The sequence below is a fragment of the Amycolatopsis sp. NPDC051128 genome (assembly GCF_040682715.1).
Lineage (GTDB): Bacteria > Actinomycetota > Actinomycetes > Mycobacteriales > Pseudonocardiaceae > Amycolatopsis.
Map to the genome: position 1 here is coordinate 127988 of NZ_JBFBBN010000006.1, position 22028 is coordinate 150015.

General features: G+C 73.8%; 28 protein-coding genes. 9 read left to right on the top strand and 19 right to left on the bottom strand.

What is annotated here, in order from left to right:
* The first annotated feature begins 17 nt into the window (after window positions 1-17).
* Window positions 18-473: a group II truncated hemoglobin gene (locus tag AB0M82_RS09595; protein ID WP_364719205.1), complete on the top strand. Its 456-nt coding sequence runs from the start codon at window positions 18-20 to the stop codon at window positions 471-473.
* Between the two features lie 160 nt (window positions 474-633).
* On the top strand, window positions 634-1233 hold the full coding sequence (locus AB0M82_RS09600) for a TIGR03086 family metal-binding protein (RefSeq protein ID WP_364719207.1): 600 nt from the start codon (window positions 634-636) through the stop codon (window positions 1231-1233).
* On the opposite strand, the gene AB0M82_RS09605 is transcribed toward AB0M82_RS09600, so the two are convergent.
* Window positions 1172-2080, bottom strand: coding sequence for an NAD-dependent protein deacetylase (locus AB0M82_RS09605; protein WP_364719210.1), 909 nt, complete (start codon window positions 2078-2080; stop codon window positions 1172-1174). The genes AB0M82_RS09600 and AB0M82_RS09605 overlap by 62 nt on opposite strands.
* 59 nt (window positions 2081-2139) lie before the next feature.
* On the opposite strand from AB0M82_RS09605, the gene AB0M82_RS09610 reads away from it, so the two are divergent.
* Window positions 2140-3666 (top strand): serine/threonine-protein kinase, encoded by a 1527-nt coding sequence (locus AB0M82_RS09610; RefSeq protein WP_364719212.1) that lies wholly within the window; start codon window positions 2140-2142, stop codon window positions 3664-3666.
* Here the strand turns inward: AB0M82_RS09610 and AB0M82_RS09615 are convergent.
* The 4 genes from AB0M82_RS09615 to AB0M82_RS09630 all read right to left on the bottom strand — a co-directional run bounded on the left by AB0M82_RS09615 (window position 3656) and on the right by AB0M82_RS09630 (window position 6316).
* Window positions 3656-4573 carry a DUF3800 domain-containing protein gene (locus AB0M82_RS09615; protein WP_364719214.1) on the bottom strand — a complete coding sequence of 306 codons (918 nt, stop codon included), beginning with the start codon at window positions 4571-4573 and terminating at the stop codon, window positions 3656-3658. The two genes, AB0M82_RS09610 and AB0M82_RS09615, sit on opposite strands and share 11 nt — an antisense overlap.
* Window positions 4574-4653: 80 nt before the next feature.
* Entirely contained in the window at window positions 4654-5079 is a 426-nt protein-coding gene (locus AB0M82_RS09620) for a Rieske (2Fe-2S) protein (protein WP_364719216.1), read from the bottom strand.
* 14 nt (window positions 5080-5093) lie between these two features.
* On the bottom strand, window positions 5094-5642 hold the full coding sequence (locus AB0M82_RS09625; protein WP_364719218.1) for a DUF6529 family protein: 549 nt from the start codon (window positions 5640-5642) through the stop codon (window positions 5094-5096).
* Window positions 5642-6316: a hypothetical protein gene (locus tag AB0M82_RS09630; RefSeq protein ID WP_364719220.1), complete on the bottom strand. Its 675-nt coding sequence runs from the start codon at window positions 6314-6316 to the stop codon at window positions 5642-5644. Before AB0M82_RS09630 ends, AB0M82_RS09625 begins: the two co-directional genes overlap by 1 nt.
* Before the next feature lie 111 nt (window positions 6317-6427).
* On the opposite strand from AB0M82_RS09630, the gene AB0M82_RS09635 reads away from it, so the two are divergent.
* A complete protein-coding gene (locus tag AB0M82_RS09635; protein ID WP_364719222.1) occupies window positions 6428-7450 on the top strand; it encodes an alpha/beta hydrolase-fold protein in 1023 nt (340 codons plus the stop codon).
* 7 nt (window positions 7451-7457) lie between these two features.
* Here the strand turns inward: AB0M82_RS09635 and AB0M82_RS09640 are convergent, their stop codons facing one another.
* Complete coding sequence (locus AB0M82_RS09640) at window positions 7458-7742, bottom strand: hypothetical protein (RefSeq protein ID WP_364719225.1); 285 nt, start codon at window positions 7740-7742, stop codon at window positions 7458-7460.
* A gap of 52 nt (window positions 7743-7794) precedes the next feature.
* Here AB0M82_RS09640 and AB0M82_RS09645 point away from each other — a divergent pair, with 52 nt between their 5' ends.
* A complete protein-coding gene (locus AB0M82_RS09645) occupies window positions 7795-8658 on the top strand; it encodes an alpha/beta hydrolase (RefSeq protein ID WP_364719227.1) in 864 nt (287 codons plus the stop codon).
* On the opposite strand, the gene AB0M82_RS09650 is transcribed toward AB0M82_RS09645, so the two are convergent.
* Window positions 8619-8957 carry a DoxX family protein gene (locus tag AB0M82_RS09650; protein ID WP_364719229.1) on the bottom strand — a complete coding sequence of 113 codons (339 nt, stop codon included), beginning with the start codon at window positions 8955-8957 and terminating at the stop codon, window positions 8619-8621. The genes AB0M82_RS09645 and AB0M82_RS09650 overlap by 40 nt on opposite strands.
* Window positions 8958-9121: 164 nt before the next feature.
* On the opposite strand from AB0M82_RS09650, the gene AB0M82_RS09655 reads away from it, so the two are divergent.
* Window positions 9122-9640 (top strand): hypothetical protein, encoded by a 519-nt coding sequence (locus AB0M82_RS09655; protein WP_364719231.1) that lies wholly within the window; start codon window positions 9122-9124, stop codon window positions 9638-9640.
* A gap of 1 nt (window position 9641) precedes the next feature.
* Here the strand turns inward: AB0M82_RS09655 and AB0M82_RS09660 are convergent, their stop codons facing one another.
* The 3 genes from AB0M82_RS09660 to AB0M82_RS09670 are packed head-to-tail and all read right to left on the bottom strand — an operon-like array spanning window position 9642 to window position 11569.
* The gene (locus AB0M82_RS09660; RefSeq protein WP_364719234.1) at window positions 9642-10106 is read right to left on the bottom strand and encodes a GNAT family N-acetyltransferase; all 465 of its coding nucleotides are present in this window, start codon (window positions 10104-10106) and stop codon (window positions 9642-9644) included.
* Window positions 10103-11098: a non-homologous end-joining DNA ligase gene (gene ligD, locus AB0M82_RS09665; protein WP_364719237.1), complete on the bottom strand. Its 996-nt coding sequence runs from the start codon at window positions 11096-11098 to the stop codon at window positions 10103-10105. The genes AB0M82_RS09660 and ligD (AB0M82_RS09665) overlap by 4 nt, the downstream gene beginning before the upstream one ends.
* A 51-nt stretch (window positions 11099-11149) precedes the next feature.
* Window positions 11150-11569, bottom strand: a complete 420-nt coding sequence (locus AB0M82_RS09670; protein ID WP_364719239.1) for a DUF6292 family protein — start codon at window positions 11567-11569, stop codon at window positions 11150-11152.
* Between the two features lie 49 nt (window positions 11570-11618).
* On the opposite strand from AB0M82_RS09670, the gene AB0M82_RS09675 reads away from it, so the two are divergent.
* Window positions 11619-11777: a hypothetical protein gene (locus tag AB0M82_RS09675; protein WP_364719241.1), complete on the top strand. Its 159-nt coding sequence runs from the start codon at window positions 11619-11621 to the stop codon at window positions 11775-11777.
* A 223-nt stretch (window positions 11778-12000) separates the two neighbouring features.
* Here the strand turns inward: AB0M82_RS09675 and ligD (AB0M82_RS09680) are convergent, their stop codons facing one another.
* Window positions 12001-12921 carry a non-homologous end-joining DNA ligase gene (gene ligD, locus AB0M82_RS09680; RefSeq protein WP_364719243.1) on the bottom strand — a complete coding sequence of 307 codons (921 nt, stop codon included), beginning with the start codon at window positions 12919-12921 and terminating at the stop codon, window positions 12001-12003.
* A 28-nt stretch (window positions 12922-12949) separates the two neighbouring features.
* Window positions 12950-13693: a GAF and ANTAR domain-containing protein gene (locus AB0M82_RS09685; RefSeq protein ID WP_364719245.1), complete on the bottom strand. Its 744-nt coding sequence runs from the start codon at window positions 13691-13693 to the stop codon at window positions 12950-12952.
* Between the two features lie 105 nt (window positions 13694-13798).
* Between AB0M82_RS09685 and AB0M82_RS09690 the strand changes: the two genes are divergently transcribed.
* Entirely contained in the window at window positions 13799-14536 is a 738-nt protein-coding gene (locus tag AB0M82_RS09690; RefSeq protein ID WP_364719248.1) for a GAF and ANTAR domain-containing protein, read from the top strand.
* An 8-nt stretch (window positions 14537-14544) separates the two neighbouring features.
* On the top strand, window positions 14545-15966 hold the full coding sequence (locus AB0M82_RS09695) for a PP2C family protein-serine/threonine phosphatase (protein ID WP_364719250.1): 1422 nt from the start codon (window positions 14545-14547) through the stop codon (window positions 15964-15966).
* Between the two features lie 4 nt (window positions 15967-15970).
* On the opposite strand, the gene AB0M82_RS09700 is transcribed toward AB0M82_RS09695, so the two are convergent.
* The 7 genes from AB0M82_RS09700 to AB0M82_RS09730 form a co-directional block, all read right to left on the bottom strand.
* On the bottom strand, window positions 15971-16369 hold the full coding sequence (locus AB0M82_RS09700) for an STAS domain-containing protein (RefSeq protein WP_364719252.1): 399 nt from the start codon (window positions 16367-16369) through the stop codon (window positions 15971-15973).
* Window positions 16370-16421: 52 nt separating this feature from the next.
* Entirely contained in the window at window positions 16422-17261 is an 840-nt protein-coding gene (locus tag AB0M82_RS09705) for an ANTAR domain-containing protein (protein ID WP_364719254.1), read from the bottom strand.
* Window positions 17262-17634: 373 nt separating this feature from the next.
* Complete coding sequence (gene ligD, locus AB0M82_RS09710; RefSeq protein WP_364719256.1) at window positions 17635-19212, bottom strand: non-homologous end-joining DNA ligase; 1578 nt, start codon at window positions 19210-19212, stop codon at window positions 17635-17637.
* A gap of 143 nt (window positions 19213-19355) precedes the next feature.
* On the bottom strand, window positions 19356-19910 hold the full coding sequence (locus AB0M82_RS09715; RefSeq protein ID WP_364719258.1) for a hemerythrin domain-containing protein: 555 nt from the start codon (window positions 19908-19910) through the stop codon (window positions 19356-19358).
* Window positions 19911-19962: 52 nt separating this feature from the next.
* Window positions 19963-20148, bottom strand: a complete 186-nt coding sequence (locus tag AB0M82_RS09720; RefSeq protein ID WP_364719260.1) for a hypothetical protein — start codon at window positions 20146-20148, stop codon at window positions 19963-19965.
* Window positions 20148-20336: a hypothetical protein gene (locus tag AB0M82_RS09725; protein ID WP_364719262.1), complete on the bottom strand. Its 189-nt coding sequence runs from the start codon at window positions 20334-20336 to the stop codon at window positions 20148-20150. The genes AB0M82_RS09720 and AB0M82_RS09725 overlap by 1 nt, the downstream gene beginning before the upstream one ends.
* A gap of 101 nt (window positions 20337-20437) precedes the next feature.
* On the bottom strand, window positions 20438-22024 hold the full coding sequence (locus tag AB0M82_RS09730; RefSeq protein WP_364719264.1) for an alpha-amylase family glycosyl hydrolase: 1587 nt from the start codon (window positions 22022-22024) through the stop codon (window positions 20438-20440).
* Between the last annotated feature and the right edge of the window lie 4 nt (window positions 22025-22028).

Genomic DNA, 22028 nt, shown 5'->3' on the forward strand with positions numbered 1-22028 from the left:
CGTGCCAGGCTCGGCGGATGCGTCCGACGCTGTACGAATTCGCCGGCGGCGACCCCGCGTTCCTCGCGCTGGCCGCCGCCCACCACGAGCGCTGCCTGGCCGACCCGGAGCTGAACCACCCGTTCTCGCACCCGGGCCAGCACCCGCTGCACGTCGAGCGGCTGGCCTGGTACTGGGCCGAGGTCATGGGCGGACCGCCGCGGTTCTCCGCCGAATGCGGCGACCACTCGGCGATGCTCAAGCTGCACGCCGGCAACGGCGACATGGGCGACCTCGGCCGGCGGTTCGTGACGTGCTTCGTGCGGGCCGCGGACGACGCCGGCCTGCCCGCCGATCCCGGGTTCCGCGCCGCGCTGCGGGCCTACATGGAGTGGGCGGTGGCCGAGGTGCTCGCCTTCCCGGGCCCCGCCGAGGACGTCCCCGCCGGGCTGCCGATGCCGCACTGGTCGTGGAACGGTTTGCAGCCGGTGTAACGACGGGGACGGCCGCCGCGTCTTGCAGGCTACGACCGGGCGGGGAGGTCCGTCGCAGAGTCCGGTCCGGGCAGGTTCCCCCCGCCTGCCCGGACCGGACTCGTCCACGACGTCCGAAACCCGCCTGCGCCGCTCCCCCGGCCGGGCCAGACTGGACGTCATGCTCCTCGACCGCTATCTGCTCGCCGGCAAGGGTTTCGAGCGTCACGTCCGCGCGGTCCCGCCCGGCGGCTGGGACGCGCCGACCCCGTGCGCCGAGTGGGACGTGCGGGCGCTGGTGAACCACATGACCCGCGGCAACCTCAGCTACGCCGGCCTCCTCCGCGGCGCCACCCGCGACGAGTTCCTGGCCGCCCGCGACACCGACGCCCTCGGCGACGACCCCCTCACGGCGTTCACCGCGTCGGTGCGGGCCTGCGCCGGCGCGTTCGCCGAAGAAGGCGCGCCGGACCGGGTGGTCGACTACCCGCTGGGCAAGCTGACCGGACGGCGGGCGCTGGCCCTCCGCACCGCCGACAGCACCGTGCACACCTGGGACCTCGCCCGCGCTCTCGGCGCCGACGACACCCTCGACGCCGGTCTCGTCGCGTGGATCGACGAGAGCTACGACGAAATCTTCGCGGGGCTGGCGCTGAACTCGCGGTTCTTCGCCGACCCGCCACCCGGCGCGCCCCGCACGACCCGCCAGGACCGGCTGCTCACGCGGTTCGGCCGCGATCCTCGTCCGGCCGGCAGCCCAGCCGCGAGGCCAGCTCGGTGAGCGCCTCCCCCAGCGGCCGGTCGACCCGCACCGTCGCGTACCGGTCGCCGCGCGTTTCGCCGTGGTTGACGATCACCACCGGCTTGCCCGCGGCCGCCGCGTGGCGGACGAAGCGGAGGCCGGACATCACGGTCAGGGACGAGCCGAGCACCAGCAGCGCGTCGGCGTCGTCGACGATCCGGTAGCACTGCTCGACGCGCGGCCGCGGCACGTTCTCACCGAAGAACACGACGTCCGGCTTGAGCACCCCGGACACGCAGTCGGCGCACGGCACCGGGGTGAACCGGCGCACGACGTCCTCGGGCAGCTCGACGTCGCCGTCCGGGTTGATCCGGGTGGCCGAACCCCCGAAGCCGGGGTTCGCCGCCCGCAGCCGCCGGTCCAGCTCCGCGCGCGGGCTCGTGCGGCGGCAGTCCAGGCAGAGGACGCGGTCGAGGCTGCCGTGCAGTTCGATCGCGTCCGCGGTGCCCGCCGCCTGGTGCAGGCCGTCGACGTTCTGCGTGATCACCCCGGAGACAAACCCGCCGGCACGCAGCGCGGCCACCGCGCGGTGGCCGTCGTTGGGGTCGGCGCGGGCGATCGTGCGCCAGCCGAGGTGGCTGCGCGCCCAGTACCGCTGCCGCCCTTCGGCGCTGGTGACGAACTCGTCGTACGTCATCGGCGTGTGCCGGCGCAGGCTGCCGGTCTCGCCGCGGTAGTCGGGGATCCCGGACTCGGTGGACAGCCCGGCGCCGCTCAGCACGGCGACCCGGCCGCGCGCGACGACTCCGGTCAGCTCGTCGAGGCCGGCGGTCCGCGGCAGCGGCGCCTCCGCCGACGTCCAGGTCAGGGTGGGTCGGGTCCGCACCACGCCAGGGTACGTGGGCCGGGATCTTCTCGAACCAGTGATCGGCCGCGGAGAGCGGTGTGTCACCCCTTGTAACGGACGCCCGCGCGGTGTACGACTTCCCGGTGTCCGGAGTGCCTGGTGAAGGGAACCGCGTGAGCTGGCAGTTCGGGCCGTACCGCGTCGAGTCGCTGATCGCCCGCGGCGGCATGGGCGAGGTCCTGCGCGCCTACGACACCCGCCACGACCGCGCCGTGGCCCTGAAGCTGCTCGCCCCGGAATTCGCCGCCGACCACGAGTTCCAGGAACGATTCCGGCGGGAGGCGCACGCGGTCGCGCGGCTGCGCGAGCCGCACGTGATCCCGATCCACGCCTACGGCGAGATCGACGGACGGCTTTACCTCGACATGCGCCTGGTCGACGGCGACGACCTCGGCCATCGGCTGGCCACGGGCGGCGCACTGGCCCCCGCCGAAGCGGTCGACGTCACCGGGCAGGTCGCCCAGGCGCTCGCCGCCGCGCACGCCGAAGGCCTGGTGCACCGGGACGTCAAGCCGTCGAACGTGCTCGTCGGCGCGACCGGGTTCGCCTATCTCGTGGACTTCGGCATCGCCCGCACGGCCGGGCCCGGCACGGAACTCACCGCGACCGGCGGCGCCGTCGGCACGCTCGACTACATGGCGCCGGAGCGCTTCACGGACGCGCCCACCGACCACCGCGTCGACGTCTATTCGCTGGCCTGCGTGCTGCACCAGTGCCTGACCGGCAGCAAGCCGTTCGCGGCGACGACGGCCGCGTCGCTGATCGGCGCCCACCTGCACCAGCCGCCGCCCCGGCCGAGCGACCTGCGGCCCGGTCTGCCCGCGGCGTTCGACGTCGTCATCGCCCAGGGCATGGCGAAGGATCCCGCCGCGCGGTTCGGCAGTGTCACGGAACTGGCGGCCGCCGCGCGGGCCGCGCTCGGCGGTACCGTCCCGGTCCACGCCGCCGCTCCCCCGACCCGCCAGGCCACCCGGGTGGCGCCCGTGACCGAGCCGCGGCGGGCTTCGAAGGCGCCGTGGCTGGTCGCCGCGGTCGCGCTGCTCGCTCTCGTGGCCGTCGCCGGATGGTTCACGATCTTCAAGCCCACGTCGCGGGCCGGGACGACGCCCAGCGCGACACCGCCCTCGACGTCAGCGACACCGTCGACCACGCCGCCGTCGGCCACGCCACCGGTGACGGCCACGCCGGTCACGACCACCCAGGTGACCGTCCGGACGTCGGTCGCCACCAGCGCCCCGGCCGGCGCCGATCTCGGGCTCGCGACCGCGATGAGCACCCCCGCCTGCGACGGGTCCTTCGTCGTGATCCTCGGCTCCGCGGTCACCCCGGCCCGCTACCGCGCCGACGTCCAGCGGTTCCTCGACGCCCACCCCGGCGCGGACTACCTGCACGCGCCGACCACCGGCTGCGGCTCGCTGCGGCAGCAGCTGAACGGCGCCGACATCTATGCCGTCTACAGTGGACCGTTCGCCACCAAGGATTCCGCGTGCGCGCGGCGCGGCGGCGGCGCTTACGTCAAGCGGCTCGACAACACGACTCCGCCGACGCAGGCGATCACCTGCTGAGCCCGTCCCAGACCGAGTCCGCGTCCACAAAGGACTCCAGCAGCCCGGTCAGCCGGCTGTCCCCGCGGCCGTTCAGGTCGTCGGAGGCGATCCGCCTGGCCACGCCGGCGAGGAAGTCGGCGATCTGCACCCGGGCGTCGGACCGGGAGTCGACGAAGCGCACGTCCGCCAGCCGGTGGCCGAGGGTGGCCTTGAGCTGCAGCACGCGCTCCGCGGTCAGGGCGAGCTGCTCGTCGTGCACCAGTGCGACCGGGGTGCCGTCCGCGCTCCAGTGCCGGACCGTGTGGATCACCGCGGGCACCAGCGGATCCAGCACCGGCACCAGACCCGGTTCGCTCGCCAGCCGGGCCCGGTAGGCGGCCACGCGCTCCGCGCCGCCGCGGAACAGCCCGAGGATCTCGCCGGCTTCGCCGGGGGTCGCGGCGAGGTCGCCGACGAGCGCGAAGAACTCTTCCGGCGACGTCGTCACGCCGCGCCGGGGCTTGAGCCGCAGCACGCTGGTGAACGCGGCCAAGAAGAACGCCCAGCGGGCGGCGCCGAAGGCGGCCGGGCCCGCGCGGTGGAGGGTGCGGGCCATGGCGTCCGTGCCGTCGTCGGCCAGCAGCGTGACCGCGGCCCGCACGGCGAAGAACGTCTTGTCGGTCAGGTGCACGTGCCCGCGGCCGGCGAGCGGGCCGGCCGGGTCGAGCAGCCACTCGAGCACCGCGCGGTTCTTCTCGCGGAGCAGGTGGTTGGCCTTGTACTCCTCGGCGGGCGAGCCGATGCGGTCACGGATCTCGCGTACGCAGGCACGCGCGTGCTCCGGCGACAGCCGCACACCGGCGTGGGCGAAGACGTCCGTTTCGCCGCCGAGCAGGTTCTCGCCCTCCGAGCCCGACTCGTCGCAGGCGATCTCGACCGGGCTCACCCGCCCGATCGTGCCAGATCGGCGCGGCGCGCGGCGACCGGATTACCGGCCGCGGCGGCCGGCCTGACGACACATCACCGCTAGGCCAGGGTGATCTTGCCGCCCGCGACGGTGATCGTCTTCTTCGCCAGCGGTTGCGCCGCCGGGCCGTTCGCCACCGAGCCGTCGGCGATCTTGAACTTGCTGCCGTGGCAGGGGCAGTTGATGGTGCCGTCGGCGACCGAGTCGACCGTGCAGCCCTGGTGGGTGCAGATCGCCGAGAAGGCCGCGAAAGTCCCCGCCGCCGGCTGGGTGACGACCACCTGCTTGTCGGCGAACACCTTCCCGCCGCCGACCGGCACGTCGCCGGCCGCGCCGAGCTCGGTTCCGCCGCCGGCCGGCGGCGGCGCCGCGGACGTCGCGCCCGAGTTGCCGCCGTAGGTGCTGCAGCCGGCCACCACCCCGGCGCCCAGGACCGCCAGCGCCGTCCGGCGCGCCAGCACCGGGTCCGTGTCGTCGTCGCGCACGATCGTCCTCTCCGCTAAAAAGTCAGGCCGGATCGGGTGAAGAACCACAGCGACGCGCTCAGCCACAACCCGACCAGCGCGGTGAAGACCAGGCCGCCGACGACCGGGAGCGACCAGCCGGGCGCGCCGTCCTTCCGCAGCAACAGCATCTTCGCGACGAACACGCCGTAGAAGAAACACCCGAGCAGGGAGTGCAGGAGGACGCGCGTGTCGAACGACTGGAACCCGAGCGCGTAGAGGCAGTGCAGCGCCACCGGGATCGACACCAGGAAGGCCAGCCGTCCCGACCAGCGGTGCACCGGGGCGACCCACGCGGGCGCGCCGCCGCCGAGCTTGCCGTACATCGCCAGCGCGGAGACCAGCTGCGCCAGGGCCAGCACGACGACGACCGTCGCGAGCCACGCCTTCACCGACTGGGCGCTGGAGAACCCGGCGACGTTCACCGCGACCCCGGTCGGCGTGTGCAGGCTGCCGTAGACGCCCAGCACGACCGAGACGACGGCGCCGACGGCCAGCGGCACGAGGAGTGCGGCCGCCGCGCGGTTGCCCGCGGGGGCGGTCATCAGAAGTCACCGCTTCCGGCGAGGCCGCTGACCGGCTCGGCGGTCACCGGGGCGCCGTCGACGGTCGCGGTGCCGGCGGCCGGGTCGAGCACCGGGGCCGGCGACGAGTCCTCGTCCGTCGTGAGGACGCCGACCTGGCTGCCGTCGGGCTGCACGATCCACCCGACCTTCCCCGCCTTGCCCCGCACCTTCGGCGCCGCCCGGTAGAGGCCGGCGGGCTTCTTCGCCACCGGCGCGGTGAACTGCCACGTCCTGCCCAGCGCCGTGACCGTCCCGGTGACCGCGGTGGCGTCGAAGCTGCCGGTCAGCGTGGCGTTCTTGGCGTCCTTGAGGTCCAGCTTGCCGCCGGCCGTGGCGCCCTGCAGCCAGGCTTCGACCTTCTTGCCGTCGCAGACGTACGCGATCGCGTGGCCGTCGCGCACCGACACCGCGACCGACGCGCCGCCACCGACGACCCGCCCGGCGTAGTCCGCCCGCGCGGGCGCTTCGGGCTTCGGCGCTTCCGAAAGCGCCACTGTCGTGGGCGGCGCCGGCGCGGCGCTCGGAGTGCTCCCGGCGCTCGCGGTCCCGGCGACCGGCGCGACGCCGGTCCCGGTCGCCAGGTTGACGATTCCGATCCCGCCGGCGAGGACGACACCGGCGAGCAACGTGAACAACGGCCCCGGACGTTTCATGGTCTTCCCCGCATCTGCCGACCCACCACCGTGCCCGTGACACGGAGGCGGCTCAACGCTACGCGCCGAAAAGAGGTATCGCTTAGCCCCTGTAACCGGTTGACTGGCGGCATGCTGCCCTGGGACGGAGAACTCGCCGGCCGGCTCGACCGGCACACCTTCGACTCCGCGCTGCTGCGCGGCAATCCGCTCGGCGACCCGCACGAGCGGCCGCTGTGGGTGTACGTCCCGCCCGGCTACGACGACGGCGACGAGCGGTACCCGGCGGTGTACGTGATCCAGGGCTACACCGGGCACCTGACGATGTGGGCCAACCGGACGCCGTTCCGGCAGCCGTTCGTGGAGACCGCCGACGCCGTCTTCGCCGACGGCGCGCCGGGCTGCGTCGTGGTGTACGTCGACGCGTGGACCGCGTACGGCGGCTCGCAGTTCGTCGACTCGCCCGGCACGGGCCGCTACCACTCGTACCTGTGCGACGAGATCGTGCCGTGGGTCGACGCGCACTACCGCACCCTCCCCGACCGCGCGTCCCGCGCGATCACCGGCAAGTCGTCGGGCGGGTTCGGCGCGATGATCACGCCGATGCTGCGGCCCGACCTGTTCGGCGCGCTGGCGACGCACGCGGGTGACTCGCTGTACGAGCTGAGCTACGTCCCCGACTTCGGCAAGGCGGTCCGCGCCCTGCGGGCCTACGACCAGGACATCCAGGCGTGGTGGGCGGACTTCCGCTCGCGCCCGGCGTTCACCAAGCCCGAGGACTCGAACCTGCTGATGATGCTCGGTGTCTCGGCGTGCTTCTCGGCCGCCGGCGACGGGACGCCGGAGCTGCCGTTCGACCCGGCGTCCGGCGTGCTGCGGCCGGAGCAGTGGCAGCGCTGGCTCGACTGGGACCCGGTCCGGATGGTGGCCGGCCACGCGGAGGCGGTCCGGTCGCTGCGCGCGGTGTGGATCGACGCGGGCACGAGCGACGAGTGGTTCCTCGACCTCGGCGCGGAAGCGTTCCGGGCGGAGGTGGCGAAGGCGGGCCTGCCGGACGACCGGGTCCACTTCGAGCTGTTCGACGCAGGCCATGGCGGGATCGACTACCGCTACCCGCTTTCCCTGGCCTGGCTGGCAGAGCGGCTGGCCCGCTGAACCCGGCTCACCGGGGGCGCTGATCCAGTCGACGGGGGTGTTCCTCCGCCACGTCCGGAGCCGGCTTGCCCTGCTGCCGGAGGTACCGGGCGAGACGGTTGAAGTTCGCCGGATGATAGTCCGCCGACTGCGGGTTGGCGTTGAACCGCAGGCGGAATCCCGGCTTCTCCCCGTTCTCGTCGGTCAGCCGGGGGTCGTCGCAGGTCAGGTGGATCGACTGGGTCTTCTCGTCGTACCAGACGTTGACCGGGTGCCGGTCGTCGCCCAAGGTCACGTAGTTCGCGGTGGTCATGGTTTTCCGACGATCGGAGTCGCGCTTTCGTTACAGCCGCTAGGCTCGGCCCATGGTCACCGAGCACGATCTGGCTCTGCCCGGCGGACGCGTCCTGCACGTTTACGACACCGGCGGCCCCGCCCGGCTCACCGTCTTCTGGCACCACGGCACGCCCAACACCGGCGCGCCGCCCGGGCCGTTGCTGCCGCTCGCCGAGGAGCTCGGCGTGCGCTGGGTGTCCTTCGACCGGCCCGGCTACGGCACCTCCACGCCACTGCCGGGGCGGACTGTCGCGAGCATCGCCGAGTGCGTGACCGCGGTCGCCGACGCGCTCGGGATCGGCGAGTTCGCCCTCATGGGGCACTCCGGCGGCAGCTCGCCCGCCCTCGCCACCGCGGCGCTGCTGCCCGGCCGCGTCGTCGCCGTCGCGAGCCTCGCCGCGGTCGCGCCGTTCGACGCCGAGGGGCTCGACTGGTTCGGCGGCATGGCCACCGCGACCGCGGCCGCCCTGCGCGCGGCCACCGAAGGCCGGGCGGCCAAGGAGAAGTACGAGGCCGCCGCCGAGTTCGATCCGGACGTCTTCACCGCCGCCGACTTCGTGGCGCTGAAGGGATCGTGGTCGTGGCTGGACGAAGTCGTCCGGGCGGCGCTCGCGGGCGGGCCCGGCGGCCTGATCGACGACGACCTCGCCGCCGTCACGCCGTGGGGCTGCGACCCGGCGTCGATCACCGCGCCCGTCCTGCTGGTGCACGGCGAGGACGACCGGATGATCCCGGCGACGCACAGCGCGTGGCTCGCCGGGCGCTGCCCGGACGCGGAACTCCGCGTCACTCCCGGCGACGGCCACCTGTCCGTGCTGAACCACGCCGCCGACGCCCTCGGCTGGCTCGCGGATCACCGCAACGCCAGCGAAGCCACCACCGGCGCCACGTAGATCAGCGGGAAGGCCAGGTGCGCGTACGACCGCGCCCGGGCCACCGTGACGAGCGCGCCGGTGAAGTACAGCACCAGGCCGATCGCCGCCGCGACGCCGATCGGCGCCACGAACAGGCCGGCGACCAGACCCACCGCACCGGCCGCCTTGGCGGCGCCGAGCCACGGCCACCACGACTCGGGCACGCCGTACTCGGTGATCGGCTCGACGACCCACTTCGCCCGGGTGAAGACCGAGACGGCCGAGAAGCCGACGAAGGCGGCGGCGAAAAGGGTGACGATCAGGTACGCGGTGGACATCGGAACTCCTCGCGGGAACCGCGGACGCCGGGGTTCCGGGTCCGTCACCCCCTCGACTCCGCGGTCCGGACCGATGTGACAACCCCGGCCGTGACGGCAGTCACCACCACGGCGAGGGCGTTTCTCCCCTCCCCCCGGGTCGCTTCGAGTGGTCAGCTGGACCGATGATCGTGCTGCGGCTCATCGGGACCGTCCTGTGGTTCGCGATCCCGGCCGGGCTCCTCACCTACGCGATCCACGACCTGACCGTGCGGGACGCGCCGACCTACGACATCGAGGGCACGGTCGTCGCCCATCGGCAGGCGTACCACCCGGCCGGCGGACCGGACACCACGTCGTCCACGACCTACTACATCACCGTCCGCAGTGACGGCGAGGCGGACTTCGAGTTCGGCGACACCCAGCAGTCGCTCGACACCGAACCGGGCACGCCGGTGGTGGTCGAGGTCTCGAAGGTGACCGACAAGATCGTCCTGGTGCACAAGGGCGGCACCATCGTCGACCTTCGCCTGGCATTCGGCGACGTCGTCTGGATGATCGTGTTCGGCGGGCTCGGCGCCCTCATCGCGATCGTGCGCGAGCTCGTGCTCGAGGACTACGACATCCCGCGCTGGGCCGGGCTCATTCTCGGGGCCTTGTCCGCGGGTGGCGGCGTGTACCTCGTGCTGCGGCTGATCGCGTAGGTCAGAGCGCGAGCCGCACGACGATCTCGCCGTCGTCGATCTCGCCCGTCGGCCGGAACCCGTACTTCCGGTAGAACGGCCCCGGCCCGTCGTCGTCCGGCTGGTGACTCGTGAGCAGTTCGCCGGCGCCGTCCGCCCGCACCAGCGCGACGACCTCGTCGAGGACCGCTCGGCCGAACCCGCGGCCCTGGTACCGCCGGTCGATGAGCAGCCGCCACAGGTAGTAGGGCCCGAGGATGCCGGGACGGCCGGGCGGGACGTTCCAGCTGAGCATCACGAAGCCAACCGGCTCGTCCCCCGCGTAGACGGCCCGGTACCAGGGCTCGCCCTCGGGCGTCGTCGCGGCGTCCGCCAAGGACCGGGCCACCGAGGCGACGAACCGCTCCTGATCCGGGTCCACGCGCAGGGCGCACACGGCTTCGCGGTTCCCGGCGGTGATCTCGACGAGCCGCACGGGCGGCGTCACGACGACTCCGCCGGCGCCGGGACGCGTACCTCGTCCGGCGTCCGGTCCGGGCGCAGACCACGCCACGACGTGTGGCGCAGCCGCAGGTCCGGCGTCATGCGGCGGTAGACGACCTCGCCGACCAGTTCCGGCTCGACCCAGTGGGCGCCGCGGGCGCGGTCGCGTGGCACCTCGGACGCGAACGGGCTCGCCGGGCGGGCCAGCGGCGCGAGCACGGCACGGAGGTGGTCGAGCGCGTCGTCGGTGAATCCGGTGCCGACGTCGCCGAGGTAGACCAGCGCGCCTTCGTCGTCGTACGCGCCGAGCAGGAGCGCGCCGAGCGTGTCCGCGCGGCGGCCGGCGCCGATGCGCCAGCCGCCGACGACCACCTCGCGCGTCCGCGTCAACGCGCGTTTCGTCCACAACGGCGAACGGGCGCCGGGCAGGTACGGCGCGTCCAGGCGCTTCGCGACGACGCCCTCGATGCCGTGCGCGGCCGCCGTCTCCAGCAGCTGGGCCGGCGCGATGTCGGCGCGGGTGTACCAGGGCGGCACGACGATCCGGCCGTCGGCGGGCCGGAGCAGCTCCGCGAGCAGCTCGCGGCGCTGCTCGTACGGCCGGGCCAGCAGCGGCTCGCTGCCGATCCGCAGCACGTCGAAGGCGAAGTAGACGACCGGGACCTCGGCGCGCAGCTTCGCCGTCGGCTCTTGCCGGGCGCGGCGCTGCAGCAGCTCGAACTCCGGCCGGCCGGCCGCGTTCAGCGCGACGACCTCGCCGTCGAGCACCGCCGCCCGGCCGCCGAGCGCGGGCCCGAAGACGGTCCCCAGCTCGGGGTAGCGGTGGGTGTGGTCGCTGCCGCTGCGGCTGGTGATCCGGGTTTCGCCGGTGTCCGCGACCCGGGCACAGCCGCGGAAACCATCCCACTTCCACTCGTAGCCGTGCCGGTCGTCGTCCGGGAGCGGCCCGTCCACCGCCAGCATCGGCGCCACCGCGTCCGGCACGCTCTCCGCCATCCCCACCTCCCCTGCAGCTCGTCCAGTCTGGCCGATCGGCGGACGGCGGGGTCACCCGGCCGGCAGCAACGGCAGGAGCTCCTGATGACTGCCCGCCCGGCGCAGCACGGGCGAGCCGGGCCCGTCCGGCGCCAAGTCGCCCGCCCGCAACGCGGCCTGGAACCCCACGAGCACACGCGGCGGCGGCAGGATGTCGGCCCCGCCCAGGTAGGCCAGCACGATCATCTCCTCCCCGCACGCCGCCTCGACCGCGACGGCCCAGCCGTGCACCTCGTCCCAGAGCAGCGCGACGTCGCGCTCGGGGAACCGGCGCAGCCGCCAGTCCACCGCGATGTAGGCCGAGACCGGGACGTCCACGTCCACGGTGCAGGACTCGAAGCCGAAGCCCAGCGCGCGGGCCACCTCGCCCAGATACGCGCGCAGGCCGCGCTGGAACCAGAACTCGAGATCGGTGTCGATCAGGCCGGACACCCGTTTCCTTTCTTCGCACCGGAATCCGGCCGGGCACCCTGCCCGGCCGGTGAAACCGCGGATCGGCCGGGCACACCGGATCGATCCCCGCCGTCTTCAGCGCCGTTTCCGCGCATTCGACAGGAATGGCGACGGTCGCGAGATCGATGTCTTCCACCACCGCGACGACCGCACGCCGGTCGCCGCCGGCTCCGGCGGCTCCCGCTGACGGTTACGCGTAGACCGTACCCACCCCGTCCAGCTTGCCGCACAACGGAAACCGTCCCGGCCGGGCGAGCTGTGCACCGACACGGCCGTCTGCACGTGCAGGGGTCCACTGAGGACGATCAAGTCACCCTGGTCGGGCCGGGGTTCCGGCAATTCCCGCGGAAACGGTCGCCGGCAAGGCGGGAACGCGGCGGGATTCGCGGCGGAATCGCGATTTCCGAAATTCAGCCGAACGCAGGAATGGGGACGCGGGTGCGCGCCAGATCGGCGAAGAGGTCACCGAGCTCGTCGACGCGCGCCGGCACCTCCTCGGCGGTGAACCGCAGGTGCGTGACGTGCCGGCAGGCGCGGACCTCGTCCCACGTGACCGGAGTGGACACCGTCGGCTCGTCGCGTCCGCGCAGCGAGTACGGCGCCACGGTGGTCTTGAACGGGTTGTTCTGGCTCCAGTCGATGAAGACCTTGCCGGGTCGCAGGGTCTTCGTCATCCGCGCCACGACGAGGTGCGGGGTCTCCGCGGCGAGCCGCTCGGCCAGCGCCTTCGCGTACTGCGACGTCTCACCGGCGTCGGTGGTCACCACGCCCGCGTAGAGCTGCATGCCCTTGGAGCCGCTGGTCTTCGCCACCGGGGTGAACCCGTCGCCGGTCAGCACGTCGTAGAGCCGCTCGGCGACCCGGCAGCAGTCGACCACTGTCGTCCCCGGCCCGGGGTCGAGGTCGAACACCAGCCGGTCGGGGAGGCTCCGCTCGTCGCCGGAGCCGACGGTCCACTGGTGGACGTGCAGCTCGAGCGCGGCGAGGTTGGCCGCCCACACGAGCTCGGGCAGGTCGTTGATCAGCGGGTAGGCCAGGATCTCGGGGTCCTTGCCACGGCCGCCGACGGTGAGGCGCGCCGTGCGGACCCAGTCCGGGGCGTGCCGGGAGACGTCCTTCTCGAAGAACGAGCCGCCGGTGACGCCGTCGGGGAACCGCACGAACGTCATCGCCCGGTCGCGGACGTGCGGCAGCAGCACCGGCGCGATCCGCGTGTAGTAGTCGAGCACCTCGCCCTTGGTGAACCCGTGCCGCGGGTAGAGCACCTTTTCGAGGTTCGAGAGCGTCAGCTGCCGCTCGCCCACCCGCACCGTGATCCGGCTCCCCGCCACGCCACCAGGTTACCGTGCCCGGGCCGGGTCACGGCACGGCGCGACCGGCGACCACCCGCTCCACGAACCGTTCCGCGACTTCCCGCAGTTTCGTGTTCTCCCGCTGCGACTGCTCGACGAGGAGGGCGAACGCGTCGTCGGCGTCGATCTGCCGGATCGCCATCAGCATGCCCTTGGCCTGGTCGATGACCGCGCGCGACAGCAGTGCCGTCCGCAGGTGCGCCGCCGTCTCGCGCGCCCGCAGGTACCGGTGGTACACGCGGAGCACGGCCTCCACCGCGGCCGTGTAGAGCTCGAGCAGCTGGGCTTCGATCTCCGCGAAGCCGTCGAGCTGCCGGCCGTAGCAGTTGACCGCGCCGGAGAACCGCTCGTCCGCCACCAGCGGCGCGGCCAGGAAGCTCCCGAAGCCCGCCTCCCGCGCCCCGCGGGCGAAGTCCGGCCAGCGCTCGACCGCGTCGGACACCGGGGTGCGGACGATCTTGCCGCTGCGGACCGCTTCGAGGCAGGGCCCGTCGCCGATCCGGTACTGGTCGCCGTCGAGGTCGCGCACGGCCTCGCTCGTCGCGGTCGCCGTGTGCGGCGTTTCCCCGGTCACCAGGGTCACGGACGCCTCGTCCACCCCCGGGACGGCGTGCCGGACCTGCAGGCAGACGTGCCGGATCAGGATCCGGAAGTCGTCCTCCTCCTCGAGGACGGCGGTCAGCGCTTCGAGGGCTCCGGTGACCTCGTCGAACAGCGGCGAGGAAAGCGTGGTGCGTTCGGGCCGTTCCATGTCCACTCCTCACCGCTCGGGCGCGCGGGCGCACCGGGTACCCACTTCCCGGCGGACCATGTCCGAACAGGTTTGCCGAACGCCGCCGGATGGTAATCAGCGGCCATGTCCTCGGAGAGTGCCACGCCGGACGAGCTGCCGCTGGACGGTGAGCTCGCCGCCGTCGCCGCGCGGATGTCCGGGCTGCTGCTGTCGCGGGAGACCGTGGACTCGGTGCTGGAGCTGATCGTCTCGCTGGCGCTGGCCACGGTCGCCGCCGCGGCGGGCGCCGGCGTCACCCTCGTCGACGAAGACGGCGGCCTCGCCACGACGAGCGCGTCGGGACCCCACGTGCGGGAGGCCGACACCCGGCAGTACGAGCTCGGCGAAGGCCCCTGCCTGGCCGCGCTGGCCGAGTGCTCGCCGATGCGGATCGACGACGTCACCACCGAACGGCGCTGGCCACGGTGGTGTGCCGAGGCCGCCGGCGCGGGCCTGCGTTCGGTGCTGACCGCCCCGCTGGTCACCGAAGACGGCTGCCACGGCGCCATCAAGCTCTACGCCACCGTCCCCGGCGCCTTCGGCCCCTCCGACGAGCACACGCTGACGAAGTTCGCCACCCGTGCCGCGGTCCTGGTCGCCAACGCCCGCGCGTACGAACGGGCGAACCGGTTCAGCGACCAGTTCCGGCACACCCTGCGCGAGCGTGACCTGATCACCATGGCCAAGGGCTTCCTGATGGGCCGGGAGGGCCTCGGCGAGGACGCCGCCTTCGGCCGTCTGCTGTCGCTGGCGCGCGCCCAAGGCCGCAGCCCCGCCGAGGCCGCCGCGGACCTCCTCGCCCCCGCGCCGCGGGGAAGGTGAGCCGCCCCATGCACTTCCTGCCCGAGGAAGAACAACGGCGCCTGCTCGCGGCCTGCTACGCCCGCAGCGACCTGACGCCGGAGCAGCTGTGGATGCGCTACTTCGCCCTCGGCGGCAGCTTGAGCCTGCTGGAGCTGGACGCCTATCTGAACGGGTTGACCACGCTGCCCCGGGTCGACCGCGACATGCTCGCCCACGCCGTGAACGAACGGCTCGACGAAGTGGCCGGCCCCGCCCGCGCGCCCTACAGCCACTCGTTCCGCGAGGGAAAGCCGTTGCACGGCCCCTTGAAGGCCCTCGTCGACCTGCTCGAAGGCGCCCACCGCGCCCCGCCCGAGCGGCTGCCCGCCGTCGTCGCCGAGGCGGGCCGCGCGCTCGACCTGACGATCGGCGTCTACCTGGCCGACTACGACCAGCGCACGCTCGTGCCGCTGCGGCCGGGCGCCGCCGGGGAGCTCGACATCGAAACCACCGTCGCGGGGGACGTGTTCCGCCGCGCGGGGACCACCGTCACGCGCAACGGGGGCACTCCGACCTTGTGGACGGTGCTGCTCGACGGCGTGGAACGGCTGGGGGTGCTGGAGATCGTCCCGACCGGCGACGGCGATCCGGACGACCCGCTGCTGCGGGAGCAGTGCCACTGGCTGGCCACGCTGCTCGGCCACCTCGTCACGGTGACGACCCAGTACGGCGACGGCCTCGACGTGCGGCGGCGGCTCCGTCACCGCGGCTCCCCCGCCGAGCTGCTGTGGCAGAGCCTGCCGCCGCTGACCGGCGCGACCGAAAGCGTCGTCGTCGGGGCGAGCGTCCAGCCGGCGTACGACCTGTGCGGCACGGTGTTCGACTACGCCCTCTCGGAACGGTGCGCACGGCTGGCGATGTTCGACGCCGGTTCGCGCGCCGGCAGCGCGAACTTCGCCGTCGTGGCGGCGCTGGCGGCCTACCGCGCCGCCCGGCGCGACGGGGCGCCGCTCGCCGAGCAGTACGCCGCGGTCGCCACCGAACTCGGGGCCCTGCCGGGCCTGCCTGCCGTCACCGGGGTGCTCGCCGAACTGGACCTGCACACCGGCGGGCTGCGCTGGCTGGCCGCCGGGCACCCCCCGCCGCTGATCGTCCGCCGGGGCGAGGCGCTCCCCCAGGCCGGCCCGGCGTCCACGCCGTTCGCCGCGGCCGCCCGGCCGGCATTGGACGTGGAGGCCCGGCTCGACCCCGGCGACGTGGTCGCCGTGTACTCCCGGGGCGTCACCGAGACCACGGATCCGGCCGGGACGCCATTCGGCCAGGAGCGGGTCGTCAAGCATCTGGCGGGCGACGGCGAGGGACTGCCTCCGGAGGTGGCCCGTCAGCTCACCCAGGCCGTCCTCGCCCACGGCGGTGGCGAGCTCCGGCACGACGCCGGTGTCCTGGTGGCCCGCTGGGTGCCCCGCTGAGCCGTCAGCACGCGGTGTCGTGCGCCTCGGCCGACAACAGCTCCCGCACGGCGTCGGACAGCGACGCGAACATCGGGACGACCTCGGCCAGGCCGGTGATCCGGAACAGCCGCGCGAGGGTCCGGCCGGTCGCCACGACGCCGAACCGCCGTCCTTCGGTGCCGGCGCGCTCCGCGGCCGCCGCCAGCGCGCGGGCGCCGGCCAGGCCGACGAACGCCACCTGCGTCAGGTCCACCACGGTCGTCCCCGGCGGCGCCGCCGCCAGCTCGCGCTCCAGGATCGGCAGGGTCAACGCGTCGATCTCGCCGGCGAAGGTGAGCACCAGGAGACCGGGGCGGTACGCCGTCCGGCGCGCCGTGAGCGGCGCGGACCGGGTCGGGACCGGGAAAGTAGTGCGGGACACGGGTTCGGCAGGCCTTCCGCGCCGGCCGGTGGCCGGCGACGCAGCGACGTGATCAAGGACGGGGACTTGGTACCCAAACGCCCGGTAGGGAAACGCCCGGTTTTCCGGCTGGCGGCGTCGAGAAGGCCGACCAGAGCTGTTCCGCCGCGTGCCGGGCCGCGGCGCCGGGGCGGATTTCCGGGGTCCCTTCCGGCTGGGCCGACGAGCCGCCCCCGAGCTGCTCGACCAGGGCGACGGCCAGCTCGCGGACCTTGACGTTGAACTCCTGGCTGGTCCGGCGCAGGGTCTGCCAGGCCTCGTCCGCCGCGCACCGGCGGACCGCCATGATCGCGCCCTTCGCCTGCTCGATGGCCGCACGGGAGGCCAGCAGGTCGAGCATCTGGTCCGGGTCGCCCGCGGTGGCGGTCTCGGCGACCACCAGGGTCATCTCGGTGAGCTTCTCGTAGCGCCGCAGGACCGCGAGCGCGTCGCGGCCGGCGGGCCGGTCAAGGGTCGCCGACAGCACGAAGGCCCCGGCGTCGTCCCAGATCGCGGGCAGCGCGGCGGCGCCGCGGACCGCCGCGCACGGCTCGGCCACCCCCGGACGGCCGTCGGCGACGACCTCGCGGGTCAGCCCGGGCCAGCGCTCGTCGCCGAAGAGGCCGTCCGTCGTCACCGGCACGCCCGTGGCGGCCGCGACGGCGACCGGGCCGCCGTGCGCCAGCTGGGCGGGCACCAGGTACCCGGCCACGCCCGTGGTCGCCAGCACTCGCGGCGCCCGGTCGCCGTGGCTGACGGTGAGGGCCACGCCGAGGCACCCGGGCAGCTCGCCGGTGATCCGCTCGAGCAGGGCGTGGAGCAACTCGGTCAGCGGTCTCCACCGGTCCGCGGCGTTCATCAACGTTTCGGTCACCGAACCTCGCTTCCACCTCGTGTTCGTGCTTTTGATTTACCCCAAGACCAGGTGGTCTCCAACCGCTGACGCGCCGCGTTGTGGCTCCCGCCACGCGGCCGGGCGGAACCGGCACGGCCGTCCGGCGCAACGGCGGCTGGGCCGGCCGGAGTCAGCAACGGCCCCACTCCGCGTGCCGGCCACGACGGCCCGCCCCGGGGTCGCGAATGACTCATTCGGGCAAGGCCGGGTAGTCAAGGATTCCTCGGCCGCGCAAGCGGTCAACGGAAGGCGAGCACCTGAAACCGGGCCAATCGGGCAGCTTGACAGCCCGCTGCCGCAGCTAACTGCCCAGCCTTGCTCGAATGAGTCATTCGCGACCTCCGTAGGTGACCTATAGGCCCGGCAGCCGCTGTTCCACCCCCAGGAGCGCGGCGAAGGGGTCGCCGCGGGCAGCCAGGCGGGACGGGACGTCGCGGATCGTCCACCGGTCCGGGGTGAGCTCCGGGTCGTCGAGCTCGTCCCACTCCAGCGGCACCGACACCGGGGCACCCGGCCGTGGACGCACGCTGTAGGGCGCGACCAGCGTCTTGTTGAGCACGTTCTGCGTGTAGTCGAGCCGGGCGCGGCCGCGGCGCCTGTCCTTCGTCCACGCCCAGCTGACCAGGTCCGGCAGGACCCGCCCGATCGTCTTGGACACCGTTTCCGCCCACGCGCGGGTCTGCTCGTAGGTGCAGTGCGGCGCGATCGGCACCCAGACCTGGATCCCGCGCTGCCCGGTCACCTTGGGCCGCCCGGTCAGGCCGAGGTGTTCGAGCGCGGTGCGGTGCAGCCGGGCCAGTTCCAGCACCTCGGCGAAGGACGTCTCCGGGCCGGGGTCGATGTCGAACAGCACCCACGTCGGGTGGTCGACGTCGGCGGCGCGGGAGGTCCAGGCGTGCAGCTCCAGCGCGCCGTAGTTCGCCAGCCAGGCCAGCGTCGCGACGCTGTCGGCCACGACGTAGCGCTGGCTCTCCCCTTCGTCGGCGCGCTCGTTGTGCCACGTGGTCAGCCAGTCCGGCGCGTGCCGCGGGACCTCCTTCTGCCAGAAGCCCGGCTCGGTGACGCCCTGCGGGAAGCGGTGGGTGTTGAGCGGGCGGCCGGCCAGGTACGGCAGCATGACCGGCCCGGCGGTGACGTAGTACCTGATCAAGTCCCGCTTCGTGACCGGGGAAGCACCCGCCGGGAAGAGCACCTTGTCCAGGTTGGTCAGGGCGAGGTCGCGCCCCGCCACCGACCACTTGCCCTTGACGCCGAGCGCGTCGAGGGCCGCCAGCTCGTCGTCGGTCGCGGCCGGGAACCCGACCAGCTCCTCCGCCTCCGCGGCCGGCCGGTCGCCGTGCCACAGCGCGGCCGGCGCGGCCGCCACTTCGGTGTTCGTGCGGCCGCTCTTCACCGAGCTCGGGTGGTCCTCGGCGTCCCAGCCGGGGCTGGCGTGCTCGTCCTGCTTGTGCAGCAGGAACCACTGGTCCTTCCCCGCGTCCCCGCGGCGGGTGCGGACCAGGACGAACCGGCCGGCCAGCTTCTCGCCCTCGAGGTCGAAGTGCAGCGTGCCGTCCTCGATCGCGCGGGCCGGGTCGGGCTCGACCGGCTGCCAGACCCCGCGGTCCCAGACGATGACGTCTCCGCCGCCGTACTCGCCGCGCGGGATGACGCCCTCGAAGTCGGCGTACTCGATCGGGTGATCTTCGACGTGGACGGCCAGCCGGCGGGCCTTCGGGTCCAGCGTGGGTCCCTTGGGGACCGCCCAGCTGACCAGCACGCCGTCCAGCTCCAGCCGGAAGTCGTAGTGCAGCCGGCGCGCCCGGTGCCGCTGCACCACGAACCGGTGGCCGTCCGGGCCGGCCGCCGCCCCGCCGGCCGGCTCCGCCGTGCGGCCGAAGTCGCGCATCTCCTGGTAACGCCGCAGTTTGCGGGCCGAAGCGTCTGCCATGGGGACGGGGTACCCACTCAGGACGGCGCGGACCGGGGCGCCTGCTTCCGGTACACGTCCACCTGCTGCGGGGTCGGGTCCGTCCCGGCCTCCTCCGGGTCGGCCGGGTCTTCGTCCACCGGTTCTTCGGATGTCATCGCGACTCAGCTCCGGAAGGCCGCGCGGATCAGGTCGCGCGCCCGGTCCATGATCGCCGCCGGCGGGCCCAGCAGGAGGTTCGCCTTCGCGCTCTCCACGCCGGGGTGCGGCCGGGTCGGCGCCACCGCTTCGGCCACCCGGGCGGTCGCCGCCATCGCCCGCAGCCGCTCCGGCGGCCGGTGGGCCCGCAGCAGCGGGAACTCCTCCTTCTCCTCGTGCTCGGCGTGCGCGAGGACGTCGTCGCGCAGCTGGACGAGCAGCGTGTCGAACCCATCGGCCTCCGTGCCCATCTTCTGCAGGGTGGTCAGCAGCTCCTTGGCGCGGTGCTCCTCACCCAGCCGGGCCTCGACGACGGGCCTCGCCGCGGGCTCGAGATCGCGGATCTCCGGGTGCACCACCAGCTCCTCCGCCGTCTCGTGGATCGCGAGCAACCGCACGAGATCGTGGAACAGCTCCTGCCGCTTGTCGCCTTCGGCGGTCTCCAGCTCCACGAACAGGTCGCGGATCTCCCGGTGCTGACGCTGCAGCAGCTCGATGACGTCTTCGTCGTTCTCCTTCATGGACGGCCTCCTCGATCGTCGGTCGGAAGAGACTTTCCCCGTCCCCGGCGGGTTACTCGTCCCGGTTCCCCACGGTGAGCCACAGCGCTCCGGCGGCCGTCAGCGCGATCCCCGCCACCGTCCACCACGACCACCACGTGAAGAACGCGACCACCAGCCCGACGGCGAGCAGCACCCCGCCGCCCACCGACGCGGTGTCCTCGTTCCGGGCTCCCGAAAACCCGCCGGTGAGGGCCATCAGCCCACCTGCCCGTCGACCGCGGCCACGACCAGCGCCGCGCAGCGCGCCACCGTCAGGCCTCTCTCCCGCGCCATCCGGGCCAGGGCGGCGTGCGCGGCCGGCCGGGTCAAGCCTTGGGCGGCAAGGACTTCCAGCGCCAGCCCGACCACGTCGGCGGCGGGCGGGGTGGCGGATCGGACGGGCATCGAAGACCTCCGGCTCATTCGGCGGCGAAACGAACGCGACCGGATACCCCGTCGCCCCGGGTTTCACACCGCTCCCACCGAACCCTTCCGGGCGAGTCCGTTCAACTCCCGGCGAGCCATACCGCGGCGTCCGGCGGCACCCGGTTCCCGTCCGGCGGCGCGCTCGCCAGCAGCACCCGCGCGTCCGCCGGCAGCTCGTACGGCTCGGCGGACAGGTTCACCACGCACCCGAAACCCGGCTCCCGCGCGAAGGACAGCACGCCGTCCCGCGCGGGCAGCCACGTCAGCGTCCCGTCCCCCAGCGCGGGGTGCGCCCGCCGCGTGGCGAGGGCGGCGCGGTAGAGCCGGAGCATCGAGCCGGGGTCGGCCGCCTGCGCTCGCGCGGTCAGCGCCCGCCACCGGGCGGGCTGCGGCAGCCACGGCGGCACGCCGTCGGGGGTGAACCCGAACGGCGGCGCCGTCCCCGACCACGGCAGCGGGACCCGGCAGCCGTCACGGCCGCGCCGGGTGCGGCCGGAGCGTTCCCACGTCGGGTCGGCGAGCACGGCCTCGGGCAGGTCCTCGACCTCCTCCAGGCCCAGTTCTTCGCCCTGGTACAGGTAGGCGCCACCGGGCAGGGCGAGCATCAGCAGCAACGCGGCGCGGGCGCGGCGCCGGCCGAGGGCGAGGTCGAGCTCGCCGGTGCTCCGCCGCCCGAACCGCGTCACGTGCCGGACGACGTCGTGGTTGGACAGCACCCACGTGGCGGGCGCACCGACCGCCCGCAGCGCCCCGAGGGTCCGGTCGATCACCTCGCGCAACGCGGCGGCGTCCCAGGCGCAGCGCAGGAAGTCGAAGTTGAACGCGGTGTGCAGCTCGTCCGGGCGGAGGTACCGCGCGAGGCGGTCCGGCGCGTCGACCCAGGCCTCGGCGACGAACACCCGGTCCGGGCCGAACTCGCCGGCGATCCTCCGCCACGACCGGTAGACGTCGTGCACGCCGTCGAGGTCCCGGTGCGGGTGCCGGCCCGGCGGCGGCTCGTCGCCGTCGGCGCCGAGGTCGGGGAAGCTCCGGTCCTTGATCAGGCCGTGGGCGACGTCGATGCGGACGCCGTCGACCCCGCGGGAGAACCAGAACCGCAGCAAGTCCTCGAATTCGGCGCGGACCTCGGCGTGGTCCCAGTCGAGGTCGGGTTGCTCCGGGGCGAACAGGTGTAGGTACCACTCGCCGTCGCGCACCCGGGTCCAGGCCGGCCCGCCGAAGACGCTGCGCCAGTCCGTGGGCGGCAGTTCGCCGTGCGCGCCGCGGCCGGGCCGGAAGTGGTAGCGCGCGCGTTCGGGCGAGCCGGGCCCGGCGGCCAGCGCGGCCCGGAACCACCGGTGGCGGTCGGAGGTGTGGTTGGGCACGACGTCGATCAGCACCCGCAGCCCGAGCCGGTGCGCCTCGGTGACCAGCGCCGTCGCGTCCGGGTCGGCGCCGAACAGCGGATCGACGGACCGGTGGTCCTCGACGTCGTAACCGCCGTCGACCATCGGCGAGCGGTACCAGGGCGTGGTCCACACGGCGTCGACGCCCAGCTCAGCCAGGTATCCGAGACGGGAGCGCAGGCCGGCGAGGTCGCCGGTGCCGTTGCCGTCCGCGTCGGCGAAGCTGCGTACGTAGACCTCGTAGACCACGGCGTCGCGCCACCAGTTCGCGGAGTCGTCCATGACA